Genomic DNA, 13,896 nt, shown 5'->3' on the forward strand with positions numbered 1-13,896 from the left:
ACGCTGTTGAGTTCTCAAGGAACGGACACTTCCTTCGTACTCACCCGAGAGACTCTCTCAGGCTTTCCTCCGGGCGTTTCCCTTCGGTCTTGCATCCCCGACTCTACCAGACCGTTTCCCGATCCGATTTCCTCGGTGCTTTCCAGGTTTCCGCTTTCGCGTTTCCCTTTCCGGCGGTTCCGACTTTATCAGAAGATTCGGGCCGGATTGACCGGCATCCATTTCTGAATTATCGGGAGGGGCCTCTCGGAAATCGACGTTTCCAGAAGCAGGCAGACCCTGAACCGCCGCCACTGGACTTGTCCAGTTCTAGGCAACTGTTCGAATCTACCTCCCCGTTCGGTCCGTGTCAACGGGCTCTTTCGGGGCGAGGAGGAGACTAGCAGGTCAGCGAAGGTGGTCGCACATCAGGCAGCCGTCGGGACGGTGGCGCTGCGCTCTGTCTCGTCGACATCACCGGTTTCACCGGCTCGTGCCGCACGTCCGCCCAGTACGTAGACGTACGCGAGGAAGGCCAGTTCAGCGGCGATTCCGATGCCGATGCGGGCCCAGGTGGGGAGTCCGGACGGCGTGACGAAGCCTTCGATGGCGCCTGAGACGAAGAGGATCAGGGCCAGGCCTACGGCCATACCGAGGGCGGCTCGGCCCTCCTCAGCGAGCGCCGTGCTGCGGGGACGAGGGCCAGGATCGATCACAGTCCAGCCCAGTCGCAGGCCTGTGCCCGCGGCGACGAAAACAGCCGTCAGCTCCAGGAGCCCATGCGGAAGGACGAGGCCCAGGAAGGTGTCGAGGCGGCCGGCCGAGGACATCAGGCCGATACCGACACCCAGGTTGAGCATGTTCTCGAAGAGGATCCAGATGACCGGGAGACCCAGGAAAATGCCCAGCACCAGGCACATCGCGGCGGCCTGGGCGTTGTTCGTCCACACCTGGGCCGCGAAGGAAGCGGCGGGATGGCTGGAGTAGTAGGTCTCGTACTGGCCGCCGGGGCGCGTCAGTTCGCGCAGTTCGCTGGGGGCCGCGATCGAGGACTGGACCTCGGGGTGCGTACCGATCCACCACCCCAGGAGGGCCGCCACGACGGTGGACAGGAGAGCTGTGGGAACCCACCAGTGGCGCGAGCGGTAGACCGCGGCCGGGAAACCGTGCGTCAGGAAGCGGGTGACATCACGCCAGGAGGCACGGCGCGTGCCTGTCACGGCACTACGCGCGCGTGCCACTAGTTGGCTGAGGCGGCCCGTCAGCTGGGGGTCGGGAGCGCTTGACTGGATCAGGGAGAGATGGGTGGCGGTGCGTTGGTACAGGGAGACGAGTTCATCCGCCTCTGCTCCGGTCAGGCGGCGTTGTCGGCGGATCAGTGCGTCGAGCCGATCCCACTCGGCGCGGTGGGCGGACACGAAGACGTCGAGGTCCATCTGGTTTGCTGCTCCTCGGCTGCTCGTCGTGAGTATCAGCTTGTCGTACTGCGACGCGATGTGCCCTCAGCTTGGCAGACTGGACATTCGCAAGGCAGGTCAGGGGAAGGACGGCGAGCGTGAGTGAGCTAGTGACGGGCGAGGCGGTGGCGCTGGAGTTGCGCCCTGCGAAACTGCCGAGCCGGACGCTGGCCGTCTTGCTGGACCTGATCGTGACGGTGACCGTCTATGTCGTCGTGACCATCGGCTTGGTGGCTGCGACGGGCGGGCTGGACGAAGCTGCGCAGGTCGCCCTCTCGATCGCGTGTTTCCTTCTTGTCCTGGTGGGCGGGCCGATTGCGGTGGAGACGCTCAGTCACGGCCGCTCGCTCGGGAAGCTGGCGTGCGGGTTGCGGGTGGTACGGGACGACGGTGGGCCCATCCGGTTCCGGCACGCCCTGGTTCGCGGTGCCGTCGGTGTGGTCGAGCTCCTGATGACGTTCGGGATCGTCGCGTGCATCGCCTCGCTCGTGTCGGCGCGGGGGCGGCGGCTGGGTGACGTGTTCGCGGGGACCCTTGTCGTACGGGAAAGGATCCCGGCCGGCCGTACGCCCTTCGTGCCTCCACCGCCGCCCTGGCTGGCGGGTCGTTTCGCCGGCCTTGATCTTTCCGCGGTTCCGGACGGCCTGTGGTTGGCCGTCCGGCAGTACCTGACACGGATGCGGCAGTTGGATCCGCAGGTCGGTGCGGCGATGGCGGATCGGCTCGCCACGGATCTGGCCGCCCGTACGGGTACTCCGGCGCCGCCCGGCGTTCCACCGGCTGCGTATCTGGCGGCAGTGGTGCAGGAGCGGCAGGCGCGGGAGGTCCGACGGTCCTTCGGCGGCGGGGCTGCCGTGCTCCCGTACGGCAGCCCGGGCGGGCCGATGATCGCATCGCCGGGTGGGGCCGGGTCCGCCCCCATGCAACCGGGCGCCTACCCCTACACCTATCCGTCGGTCGCGCCGGGAACTCCGTCCCCCCTCGCGACGCAGCATCAGCCGCCGCTGCCGCCGGGCGTGGTACCACAGCCCGTCCCGCCACCGCCCGCCGCACCACCGGAGCGCGACCAGGGCGGCAGTCCCTCGACCGGCTTCGCACCTCCCGCCTAGGGCTCGCGTAGGGCCTGTCTGTCGGCGCCTTGTCAGGTGAATACCGACGGGGGTGACTCGAGGTGTTCCAGTTCGATGCCGGGTGCCGCGAGCACCACGTCTCCCGCGATGTGTACGGCGTGCTGCTCACCGGTGTCCAGGGCTGTGACCTGGTATTCGTCCACGGTGAGGGGGCCGTTGTCAGTGGCGTGTGTTTCTCTCGAGATCAAGGCCCAGGACTGGTCGAGGGTGCGCGGGGCCAGGACGGGGTCGGTGAAGGCGACGAGGCGTACGCGGGTCGCGGAGGCGGAGGGGGAGGGGGACAGGCGGAGGATGCGGGCGGTGGCGACGAGAAACGCGGGAGACGGCCCGGTGAAGGCATGGGCGCGGACATTGCCTTCGGTCGCCTGCGTGCCTGCGGGGCCGGTGCGGACCCAGGTGACGCCGTCGAGCGCGGCGCCGCGGACCTGCCAGCTCGCGGCGGTCAGTTCGAGACGGATGGGGCGGCCGAGGTCGTCGAGGGCGAGGTCGACCGAGCCGGCGACCGTGCCTTTCTGGGGGACGCCTTCGGGCCCTCGGCCGGAGGAGGGGGTGGTGAGTTGGGAGACATAGCGCCAGCCGGAGGGACCGGGCGCACAGTGGAAGTGTTCTTCAGCCAGGGGGGTGTGATCGTGCGGGTCATGGAGCGAATAACGGCCGCGGGGCATGGGAGTTCAGGTCCTCATCGGGGACAGGCCCCCGCCGCGGGGGCGAGGGCCTGCTGACATCCGTACGCCGAGCGGTGGTACCGCTGCTCGGCGGGGGAGCTCAGTAGCGGTAGTGGTCCGACTTGTACGGGCCCTCGACCTCGATGCCGAGGTACGCGGCCTGCTCGGGGCGGAGCGTCGTCAGCTTCACGCCGAGCGCGTCGAGGTGGAGGCGGGCGACCTTCTCGTCCAGGTGCTTGGGCAGCACGTACACGTCGGTCGGGTACTCCTCGGGCTTGGTGAACAGCTCGATCTGGGCCAGCGTCTGGTCCGCGAACGAGTTGGACATCACGAAGGAGGGGTGACCGGTGGCGTTGCCCAGGTTCAGCAGGCGACCTTCGGACAGGACGATGAGGACCTTGCCGTCGGGGAACGTCCAGGTGTGGACCTGCGGCTTGACCTCGTCCTTGACGATGCCCTCGACCTTCGCCAGGCCGGCCATGTCGATCTCGTTGTCGAAGTGGCCGATATTGCCGACGATGGCCTGGTGCTTCATCTTGGCCATGTCGCTGGCCATGATGATGTCCTTGTTGCCGGTCGTGGTGATGAAGATGTCGGCCTTGTCGACGACCTCGTCGAGGGTGGTGACCTGGTAGCCGTCCATCGCCGCCTGCAGGGCGCAGATCGGGTCGATCTCGGTGACGATCACGCGGGCGCCCTGGCCGCGCAGGGACTCCGCGCAGCCCTTGCCCACGTCGCCGTAGCCGAACACGACCGCGGTCTTGCCGCCGATGAGGACGTCGGTGGCGCGGTTGATGCCGTCGATCAGGGAGTGGCGGCAGCCGTACTTGTTGTCGAACTTCGACTTGGTGACTGCGTCGTTCACGTTGATCGCCGGGAACAGGAGGGTGCCGTCGCGGTGCATCTCGTAGAGACGGTGGACGCCGGTCGTGGTCTCCTCGGTCACGCCGCGGATCTCCGAGGCGAGCTGGGTCCACTTCTGCGAGCCCTCGGTGATCGTGCGGGTGAGGAGCTCGAGGACGACACGGTGCTCGTCGGACTCGGCGGTGTCGAGGGAGGGGACCTTGCCGTCCTTCTCGAACTGGACGCCGTTGTGGACGAGCATGGTGGCGTCACCACCGTCGTCCAGGATCATGTTCGGGCCGCCCGTGGGGGTGTTCGGCCAGGTCAGGGCCTGCTCCGTGCACCACCAGTACTCCTCCAGGGTCTCGCCCTTCCAGGCGAAGACCGGGACGCCCTGCGGGTTCTCGGGCGTGCCGGTCGGGCCGACCGCGATGGCGGCGGCGGCGTGGTCCTGGGTGGAGAAGATGTTGCAGGAGGCCCAGCGGACCTCGGCGCCGAGGGCGACGAGGGTCTCGATGAGGACGGCGGTCTGCACCGTCATGTGCAGGGAGCCGGTGACGCGGGCGCCCGCGAGGGGCTGCGCCTCGGCGTACTCCTTGCGGATCGACATCAGGCCGGGCATCTCGTGCTCGGCGAGGGTGATCTCCTTGCGGCCGAAGGCGGCCAGGGAGAGGTCGGCGACCTTGAAGTCCTGTCGGTTGTCGACAGTCGTCATGTCGAGCTGCTCCTCGGGATCGGGATTGGGGCGAGGTGGTACGGCTGGTCTGCGCGGCGGCGGGCATACGCATGCCCCGCTGGGCACAGGAGTGCCCGGTGCGCGCAACGCAGTCCGTCGGAGGCCCTCTCTCCCTCGGCCGGTCCGCGGAGGGACCGCCCGACCGCCATCAGCAGCGACGTCTGGCTCAACCACCAAGCTACACCGGTGAGCCCGGCCCTCCCCAGTCCGCGTACGACCGGGCAGGGCATGGTCCAGCCGTGCCGATCGTGGCCCGTGCAGGTCAGACGCGTGGGTGAGGTCTGACGGGGCTCACAGATCTGACGGAAAGGGGCCCACCTGAACTCCAGGCGGGCCCCAGGGACGTACAAGTGGAGATCAGTGCTCGGCGGGGTGTGCCGGGCCACCGGGTGCCGCTTCTCGGTCCGGGCCCTTCGCCGCCTCGGCCTCGTTGTAGATGTCGGGCTCGAGGTAGATGACGCGGGCGATCGGGACCGCTTCCCGGATGCGGGACTCGGCGGCGTTGATCGCGGTGGCGACCTCGGTGGCCGTGTCGTCGTGCTGGACGGCGATCTTGGCGGCGACCAGGAGTTCCTCCGGGCCGAGGTGGAGGGTGCGCATGTGGATGATGCCGGTGACCGTGTTGCCGTCGACGATCGCTGCTTCGATCTTCTGGACCTCTTCGAGACCCGCGGACTCGCCCAGGAGGAGGGACTTGGTCTCCACTGCGAGAACCAGCGCGATGAGGATGAGCAGGATGCCGATGCAGAGCGTGCCGATGCCGTCCCAGACGCCGTCTCCGGTGATCAGGGCGATGCTCACGCCGACCAGCGCCAGGACGAGGCCCACCAGCGCGCCGAGGTCCTCCAGGAGCACGACCGGCAGCTCGGGGGCCTTGGCGTGGCGGACGAACTCCTTCCACGACTTCTGGCCGCGCAGGGGGTTGGACTCCTTGATGGCCGTCCGGAAGGAGAAGGACTCCGCGATGATCGCGAAGACGAGGACGCCCACCGGCCAGTACCAGGCCTCGATCTCGTGCGGGTGCTTGATCTTCTCGTAGCCCTCGTAGATCGCGAACATGCCGCCGACCGAGAAGAGGACGATCGAGACGAGGAAGGCGTAGATGTAGCGCTCGCGACCGTAGCCGAAGGGGTGCTGCGGGGTCGCCTCGCGCTTGGCCTTCTTGCCGCCGAGCAGGAGCAGTCCCTGGTTTCCGGAGTCGGCGAGCGAGTGCACGGACTCGGCGAGCATCGATGACGAACCACTGAAGAGGAACGCCACGAACTTCGCTACCGCGATCGCGAGATTTGCGGCGAGTGCCGCCACGATCGCCTTGGTGCCGCCTGAAGCGCTCATGTGCTCCTGCTGTCCCTTCGTACGCCGTCCAGGGCTTTGCCTGCCTTTTGCCAGTGGGCCATTGTTGCAGGCTGCCCCGACAACGGCGCGTCAGGCCGTCACAGTGGTCACATCAGGCCACTACTGTCGCCCGGAAAATCGTGCCAGGGCCAGACAGTTCGACCTTTTCGCCCGCCGGTACGAAGACGGACTGGCCGGGGGCGAGCGTGCTGTCGTCCACGCGCACGGAACCGGCCGTGCACAGCAGGATCTGCGGGGTCGTGACGGTGAGGTCGTGCGGAGCCGTGTCCTGGGGCAGGACGTAACGGGAGAGGCGGAACTCGTCGATGGGGGTCTCGTAGACCTCTTCGCCGTCGGGGGACGCCTCCGGGCGCAGTACGCCGGGGTCGCTCGCCTCGAAGCGGACGATGCGCAGGAGTTCGGGGACGTCGACGTGCTTGGGGGTCAGGCCGCAGCGCAGGACGTTGTCGCTGTTGGCCATGATCTCGACGCCCAGGCCGTTCAAGTACGCGTGCGGGACGCCGGCGCCGAGGAACAGTGCCTCGCCGGGCTGGAGTTGGACGTGGTTGAGAAGCATCGCGGCGATGACGCCGGGGTCGCCGGGGTAGTGGTGGGCGAGGTCGGCGTACGGGGCGTAGGAGCCGCCGAGGCGGGCGCATGCCGCCGCGGTCTCGGCCACCGTGTGGGCCAGGTCGTCGCGGTCGGCGGAGAGCAGCGCCGTGAGGACCTCGCGCAGGGCGGCCTCTTCAGGGTGTGCGTGCAGCAGGTCGACGTACGGCTTGAGGGAGTCGACGTCCAGGCCCGCGAGGAGTTCGGCGGACTCGGCGGGGGCGCGGAAACCGCACAGGCCGTCGAACTCGGTGAGGGCGCAGATCAGTTCGGGCTTGTGGTTGGCGTCCTTGTAGTTGCGGTGCGGGGCGTCGATGGGGATGCCCCGGCGCTCCTCGTCCTCGTAACCCTCTTGCGCCTGTTCGAGGTTGGGGTGGACCTGGAGGGAGAGGGGGGCGCCCGCGGCGAGGATCTTCAGCAGGAACGGCAGTCGGGGGCCGAACTTGGCGACGGCCGCGCGGCCCAGTTCCTTCTCGGGGTCCTCGTCGATGACCTCGGTGAGGGGACCTCGTTCGGTGTGCGAGGGTGCGCCCGGGTGGGCGCCCATCCACATCTCCGCCTGCGGTTCACCGGTGGGCTCCACGCCGAGCAGCCGCGGGATGGCGGTGGTCGAACCCCAGGCGTAGGGGCGGATGGTGTTGTCGAGGCGGTCCATAGTGTGTGCTTTCTCCGTACGTACGCTGCTCAGCGGGCGCTTCTCACCACGCGGAGGTCCGGTTCCGGGCTACCCCGTGTGCGTCAAGATCAGGCGCCTGAAGCGAGCGCCAGGTAAACGGCGGCGAAATCCGTGATGGCGATCAGTTCGGCGAGGGTCTCCAGTTCGCCGCCCTCCTCGGGTTCGAGTTCGCTGATCGCGGTGTCGTGGCTGAGGGCGAGTTCGCGGGCGGCCGGGGCGGCGGTGAGGCCGCCTGTCGGGCGGTCGCGCAGGAGCACCACGCGCGCGTGGATGGCCTGTTGCTCCGCGACGCGGTCGCGGAAGAAGTCGTCCGGGTCGGCGCCCGCGGCCAGCGAGCCGGCCAGCAGCGCGGTGTGCTCGGCGAGCGCCTCCGGCAGTTCGGCGGTGAGCGCGGGGCGTCCGGCCAGCTCGGCGAGCGCGGCGGCGAAGCGGCGGCCCGCCGGGCCCGCGGACGTGCCCTCCGTCCAGATCACGGGGAGTGCCTCGGCGAGTTCGGCGGCGAGGGTCTTGGCGGGGTTGCTGTAGGTCGCGATGGCCGGGCCGCAGCGTTCGGCGACGCGGTCGAGGCGGTCGGCGACCTTCTGGACGGCCTCAGGGGGCGCGGTGAGCAGGCCGGTGCGGTCGAGGAGCGCGAGCAGCGGGGTGAGCAGCGCCCACAGAACGCCGGGGGCGGACGCGGCCGCGAGCCCCTCCCGCTCGTACGGGGTGGTCGCCAGCGGTACGAACAGGCCGTGTGCGCCGTCCACCGACTCGGGCAGCGGGGAGTGGGCCGGGGCCACGGCGGCGACGGTGCAGCCGCGCCGGTAGGCCTGCTCGACCAGGAGCGAGAGGCCCGGCTCGTACCCGTCGGGGGTGGCGATCAGGAGCAGGTCCACGGGGCCCGCCCAGCCGGGGAGCTCCCAGCGCAGGGCGCCCGCGTCGGCGGCGACGCCGGTCGGACTCAGCCGGATGACCGGGCAGCCGGCCCCGGCGAGGGTGCCGAGCAGGTCGGCGACACAGGTGGCCGCGGTGCCTGGGCCTGCGATCAGGACGGTGCGGGGGCGGCCGTCCGGTTTGAGCTCCGGGATGCCGGCCTCGGTGGCGTGCCGGGCGGCGGTGCGCACATGGGCACCCGCCTCGGCGGCGCCCCTGAGGAGGCCGCGGCGGTCCGCCTGGGCCAGTGCCTCGGGAGCGTCGAGCAGCGATTCGTCGAGCATGGGCGGCAGACTCCGATCGCCGGGTCGTCGTTACGCGGGGCGGCGGGCCTCGTCGACGAGCAGTACGGGGATGCCGTCGCGGACGGGGTACGCGAGGCCGCAGTCGTCGCTCGTGCAGACCAGTTCGCTCTCCTGCTCCTTGAGCGGGGCGTGGCAGGCCGGGCAGGCGAGGATCTCCAGGAGGCCGGCTTCGAGCGCCATGGGGGTGTCCTTCCGAGCAGGTGGATGCGGCCTGGTCAGGGTACCGCTGCGGGCGGGGGCGCGGCGCTGGCTGGTGGGGGAGGCGCTGGGCTTGGGGCGACGGGGTGGGGGTGGGGGTGGGCGGGGGTTTCGGGTTTTCGCCCCCTCCGCCCCTACCCTTCCCCTTGCTCATGGGGGCTGCCGCCCCCAGACCCCCGTATCGCGCTGAACGCGCTCGTCCTCAAACGCCGGACGGGCTGAACAGGTCAGCCTCGGATGATCTCCAGCACCTCGTCGCGCACCTTCGCCATCATCGCCTCGTCGCGTGCCTCGGTGTTGAGGCGGAGCAAGGGCTCTGTGTTGGAGGGGCGGACGTTGAACCACCAGTCCTCGGCGGTGATCGTGAGGCCGTCGAGTTCGTCGAGGGTGATGTCCTCGCGACCCTCGTAGGTGGCTCTGATCGCGGCGAGTCGTGCCTTCTGGTCGTCGACCGTGGAGTTGATCTCGCCGGAGCCTGCGTAGCGGTCGTACTCGGCCACCAGTCGGGAGAGCGGGGCGTCCTGGCCGCCGAGCGCTGCGAGGACGTGGAGCGCGGCCAGCATGCCCGTGTCCGCGTTCCAGAAGTCGCGGAAGTAGTAGTGCGCGGAGTGCTCGCCGCCGAAGATCGCGCCGGAGGTGGCCATCTCGGCCTTGATGAAGGAGTGGCCGACGCGGGTACGGACGGGGATGCCGCCGTGCTCCCGTACGACCTCGGGCACCGACCAGGAGGTGATGAGGTTGTGGATGACCGTGCCGCCGGGGTGCTTGGCGAGTTCACGGGCGGCCACCAGGGCCGTGATCGCGGAGGGCGGGACCGGGTCGCCCTGCTCGTCGACGACGAAGCAGCGGTCGGCGTCGCCGTCGAAGGCGATGCCGAGGTCGGCGCCCTCCTCGCGTACGCGTTTCTGGAGGTCGACGATGTTCGCCGGGTCGAGGGGGTTCGCCTCGTGGTTCGGGAAGGTGCCGTCCAGCTCGAAGTACATCGGCACCAGGTCGAGGGGCAGTCCGTCGAAGACTGTCGGGACCGTGTGCCCGCCCATCCCGTTGCCCGCGTCGACGACGACCTTGAGGGGGCGGATGGAGGTCAGGTCGACGAGGCCGCGGAGGTGCGCCGCGTAACCCTCCAACGTGTCACGCTGCGTGATCGTTCCCGGCGTGACGTCCGGGGGTTCCGGGGCGCCCGAGTCGAGCCAGGACTCGGCGAGTTCGCGGATCTCGGAGAGACCGGTGTCCTGTCCGACCGGGGTCGCGCCCGCCCGGCACATCTTGATGCCGTTGTACTGGGCGGGGTTGTGCGAGGCCGTGAACATGGCGCCCGGCAAGCCGAACGCGCCCGACGCGTAGTACAGCTGGTCCGTCGAGCACAGCCCGATCTCGGTGACGTCGACACCGCGCGCCGCCGCACCACGCGCGAAGGCGCGCGACAGACCGGGCGACGAGGGCCGCATGTCGTGCCCGATCACGATCGCGCCCGCATTGGTCACCTGGACGAAGGCCGCCCCGAACAGCTCGGCCAGCGGCTCGTCCCACTGGTCGGGGACCACACCGCGTACGTCGTACGCCTTCACGAGCTGCGACAGATCAGCAGTCACGGCCAACCCTCCAGAAGTCCACTTAGGTCGCCTCAAACTACCTGCCCGGACTGACAGTCCGGTGTGCCGCGGCTCAGCGGATGCGCATCCGTCACCTGGGGGCTTCTTTCGTCACCTGTGGGGGCTCATCCGTCACGTGGCGGTAACGCACCGCGTCACGGCGGCCCTTGTCGCTGCACGACGGCCGCCCTCGATCCAGGACGACAGCACTCCTCATTCCGTCACGGCAGCATCCATCCCCGTCATTCCCTCACGGCAGCATCCATCCCAGGACCGGCGTACTCTGCCCCGCCACGATCAGGCACATGATCAGCAGCAGTCCGAGACTCCACGGCAGCACCTTGCGCAGCAGGTCGCCCTCGCGGCCCGCGAGTCCGACCGCCGCGCAGGCGATGGTCAGGTTCTGCGGCGAGATCATCTTGCCGAGGACACCGCCCGAGCTGTTGCCGGCGGCGAGCAGTTCGGGAGACAGACCCGACTCCCTGGCCGCGCTCACCTGAAGGGCACCGAAAAGGGCGTTCGCCGAGGTGTCGGAGCCGGACACGGCCACGCCGAACCAGCCCAGGACCGGTGACAGGAAGGCGAGTCCCGCGCCGGCCGCCGCTACGAAGTGTCCGATCGTGGCGGCCTGCCCGGAGAGGTTCATGACGTAGGCGAGCGCCAGCACGGACGTCACCGTGAGGATCGCGAACCTCAACTCGTGCACTGTCGCGGCCCATTCCCTGACCGCCACGCGCGCGTGCACTCCGAGTACGGCGGCTGTGCACAGCCCGGCGAGCAGTACGAGCGTGCCGCCGGTCGTCACCAGGGGCAGCGTGAAGACGTTGCCGCCGACCCGTTCACCGTCCGGATCGACCACGTTCAGGAAGGGCCAGTCGAAGACACGGGTCGCTCCGGCCAGCCAGTCCTTCACCGCGGGGAGCTGGGCGAGGGAGAAGATGACCACGATCAGGGCGTAGGGGGCGTAGGCGCGCACGACTTCGGGCCGCGGGTCCTCCTCGTCCAGGTCCTCACTCCGTACGCCGGTCAGCACCGCCGCCCGTACGGGCTCGGCGGCCGCCCTGCGCGCCCCCGGTACGGCGACGAGCGCACCCGCCCCCGCCAAGGCGGCCCCGATGTCGGCGAGTTGCGCGGAGACGTAGTTGGAGGCGGCGAACTGGACGACGGCGAAGGCGGTCCCGCAGACGAGGGCGGGCACCCAGGTCTCCCGCAGCCCGCGCCGCCCGTCGACCAGGAAGACGAGTACGAGCGGTACGACCAGGGCCAGTAGTGGCGTCTGGCGGCCCACCACGGAGGCGACGGAATCCAGTGGCAGGCCGGTGACTTGGGCGAGCGTGACGACCGGGGTGCCCATCGCGCCGAAGGCGACCGGTGCGGTGTTGGCTACCAGCGCGACCACCGCCGCGCGCACCGGGTCGAAGCCGAGCGCGACCAGCATCACCGAGCAGATCGCGACGGGGGCGCCGAAGCCCGCGAGGGCCTCCAATAGGGCGCCGAAGCAGAACGCGATCACGAGCGCCTGGATGCGCGGATCGTCGGACAGACGCCCGAAGGAGCGGCGGAGGATGTCGAAGTGCTGGGTACGGACCGTCATGCGGTACACCCAGAGGGCGTTGACGACGATCCACAGGATGGGGAAGAGGCCGAAGACGGCCCCCTGAGCGGCACTGGAGAGTGTCTGGCCGACCGGCATGCCGTAGGCGAGCCAGGCGACCGACGCGGCGGCCACCAGGCCGATCAGCCCGGCCTGGTGAGCCTTCATACGGACGCCGCCGAGGAGGACCAGGACGATGACGAGGGGCAAGGTCGCGACGAGGGCGGACAGGCCGAGTGAATCAGCCACGGGTTCCAGTTCCTGGACGTACACGGGCACCTCCTCCGATTCCGCGATGCGGAAAGCGGTTTCTCACGGGCGGAGGAATGGTCGTGTCCGCGACAAGTGCGCGTCAAGGCTTCTGCACCAACGAATGAAACGTGCACTGCACGTCCACGTCCACGTCCACCGAGGTGAAGCTGCCCTCAGGGAAGGAGAGTTCGGCCAGAACGAGCGAGAGCCGACGAGCTCAGGAATCCGGCGAGCGCAGCACCCGCAGATGACCGCGGCGCGCGACCTCCATCGGGTCCGCCGTGCGTGCGCTGCCGCCACCGGATCCCGCGGCGCGCTGCTGCGGACGGGCCGCCTCGCGTACGGCGTTGGCGAGCGCTTCCAGGTCGTCGCCGGTGGGGCGGGAGGGGCCGGAGGAGTCGGCGAGCCGGACGACCTCCCAGCCGCGCGGCGCGGTGAGGCGCTCGGAATGCTCTGCGCACAGGTCGTAGCAGTGGGGTTCGGCGTAGGTGGCGAGCGGGCCGAGGACCGCGGTCGAGTCGGCGTAGACGTACGTCAGCGTCGCGACGGCGGGGCGGCCGCAAGCGGTGCGCGAACAGCGACGTACAGGGCTCACGACGTTGGACGGTACCGCACTCCTGAGCGGGCCGCGACGACTCGCTCCCAGGTCACTCCACCGTGTCGTGCTGTGAGAACGCCCACATGAACCTCCGCACACCCGGCCCTGACCTGGGGCGACATCGGGTGCCGGGATGCCGAACAGACCTGAAAGCGGTCACCACTTGGTGCAAACCATGTCAATTGCCATGTCAGGGACGGTCTTGGAGGGGTACGGAATCGAGCCCAACCTTGGCTGGAATGGTCATCCGGCGACATCGGAGAGGGCCACCGCGCGACATCCACGACGGCCACCCGCAGCATCCGCAACGGCCGCACCGGACGGCCGGGCAGCCACGCATCGCGTCCGGCGGGTCACGGACCGAGATCCCTGACGGCCGCCGGGCAAGCTCCCCGCCACTGCGGTCCGCCGCGTGGGGGTCGGACGCACGACCCTGACGAGGACTACTCTTCGTCAGTGATGGACAACCCCGTACCGCCCCGCGCCGCCGCACCAGGGCCCCGCCGTCGTGACCGCCATGGCAGGGGCATGCGTGGCCCCGTCGCGCCTCCCCAGGTGCCGCTCGCCGCGAGCCGCGCCGACGTGTTCGCAGACCTGGTGCAGGACTCCGTGGAACGGCTGGAGCGGCGCTGGCCGCAGCTCGCCGACATCGATTTCGTCGTCCTTGAGGTGCCCCGTCTGGAGGGCTCGGGAGACGGCTGGGCCGACGAGTCGGTGCCGTTGGGCGGCACGATCCCCGAAGGCGAGGGCCACCCCGCGCGCGTGGTCGTCTACCGCCGCCCCGTCGAGATCCGCACCAAGGGGCGCGACGAGCGCGCCGCCCTGGTGCACGAGGTCGTCGTGGAGCAGGTCGCGGAGCTGCTGGGGCTCACTCCGGAGACGGTGGATCCGCGCTACGGCGAGGACTGACAGCCGTACGAGATCCGTAGGACTCACATTCCTACGAGACCCGCGAGATCAGGAGCACGCGCGCAGGCGGGTAGGAACACCGCACGCGCGCGTGTCACCCGCCTTC

The 13,896-nt window shown here is 69.7% G+C and carries 12 protein-coding genes; 2 read left to right on the plus strand and 10 right to left on the minus strand.

The genetic code is table 11. The features are described 5' to 3' along the window. Positions 1-407 precede the first annotated feature (407 nt). Positions 408-1,415, minus strand: a complete 1,008-nt coding sequence (locus ACFYPC_RS15015) for a stage II sporulation protein M (protein ID WP_388675286.1) — start codon at positions 1,413-1,415, stop codon at positions 408-410. 119 nt (positions 1,416-1,534) lie between these two features. Here ACFYPC_RS15015 and ACFYPC_RS15020 point away from each other — a divergent pair, with 119 nt between their 5' ends. Then, the gene (locus ACFYPC_RS15020) at positions 1,535-2,545 is read left to right on the plus strand and encodes an RDD family protein (protein ID WP_388675289.1); all 1,011 of its coding nucleotides are present in this window, start codon (positions 1,535-1,537) and stop codon (positions 2,543-2,545) included. A gap of 32 nt (positions 2,546-2,577) precedes the next feature. On the opposite strand, the gene ACFYPC_RS15025 is transcribed toward ACFYPC_RS15020, so the two are convergent. The 9 genes from ACFYPC_RS15025 to ACFYPC_RS15065 form a co-directional block, all read right to left on the minus strand. Further along, entirely contained in the window at positions 2,578-3,231 is a 654-nt protein-coding gene (locus tag ACFYPC_RS15025; protein WP_388675292.1) for a hypothetical protein, read from the minus strand. Between the two features lie 100 nt (positions 3,232-3,331). Continuing rightward, complete coding sequence (gene ahcY / locus ACFYPC_RS15030) at positions 3,332-4,789, minus strand: adenosylhomocysteinase (protein ID WP_388675294.1); 1,458 nt, start codon at positions 4,787-4,789, stop codon at positions 3,332-3,334. 378 nt (positions 4,790-5,167) lie between these two features. Then, complete coding sequence (locus ACFYPC_RS15035; protein ID WP_388675297.1) at positions 5,168-6,145, minus strand: cation diffusion facilitator family transporter; 978 nt, start codon at positions 6,143-6,145, stop codon at positions 5,168-5,170. 112 nt (positions 6,146-6,257) lie between these two features. Next, the gene (gene manA, locus ACFYPC_RS15040; RefSeq protein ID WP_388675299.1) at positions 6,258-7,409 is read right to left on the minus strand and encodes a mannose-6-phosphate isomerase, class I; all 1,152 of its coding nucleotides are present in this window, start codon (positions 7,407-7,409) and stop codon (positions 6,258-6,260) included. A gap of 89 nt (positions 7,410-7,498) precedes the next feature. Beyond that, positions 7,499-8,626, minus strand: coding sequence for an SIS domain-containing protein (locus ACFYPC_RS15045; RefSeq protein ID WP_388675302.1), 1,128 nt, complete (start codon positions 8,624-8,626; stop codon positions 7,499-7,501). A 30-nt stretch (positions 8,627-8,656) separates the two neighbouring features. Then, on the minus strand, positions 8,657-8,827 hold the full coding sequence (locus ACFYPC_RS15050) for a Trm112 family protein (protein WP_388675304.1): 171 nt from the start codon (positions 8,825-8,827) through the stop codon (positions 8,657-8,659). Between the two features lie 245 nt (positions 8,828-9,072). Further along, complete coding sequence (locus tag ACFYPC_RS15055) at positions 9,073-10,437, minus strand: phosphomannomutase/phosphoglucomutase (RefSeq protein ID WP_388675307.1); 1,365 nt, start codon at positions 10,435-10,437, stop codon at positions 9,073-9,075. Between the two features lie 250 nt (positions 10,438-10,687). Further along, the gene (locus tag ACFYPC_RS15060; RefSeq protein ID WP_388675309.1) at positions 10,688-12,304 is read right to left on the minus strand and encodes an L-lactate permease; all 1,617 of its coding nucleotides are present in this window, start codon (positions 12,302-12,304) and stop codon (positions 10,688-10,690) included. 196 nt (positions 12,305-12,500) lie between these two features. Beyond that, a complete protein-coding gene (locus ACFYPC_RS15065; RefSeq protein ID WP_388676182.1) occupies positions 12,501-12,929 on the minus strand; it encodes a DUF3499 domain-containing protein in 429 nt (142 codons plus the stop codon). 411 nt (positions 12,930-13,340) lie between these two features. On the opposite strand from ACFYPC_RS15065, the gene ACFYPC_RS15070 reads away from it, so the two are divergent. Beyond that, positions 13,341-13,790 (plus strand): metallopeptidase family protein, encoded by a 450-nt coding sequence (locus ACFYPC_RS15070; RefSeq protein WP_388676184.1) that lies wholly within the window; start codon positions 13,341-13,343, stop codon positions 13,788-13,790. Positions 13,791-13,896: the final 106 nt, after the last annotated feature.

Source organism: Streptomyces sp. NPDC005808 (assembly GCF_042871385.1).
Lineage (GTDB): Bacteria > Actinomycetota > Actinomycetes > Streptomycetales > Streptomycetaceae > Streptomyces.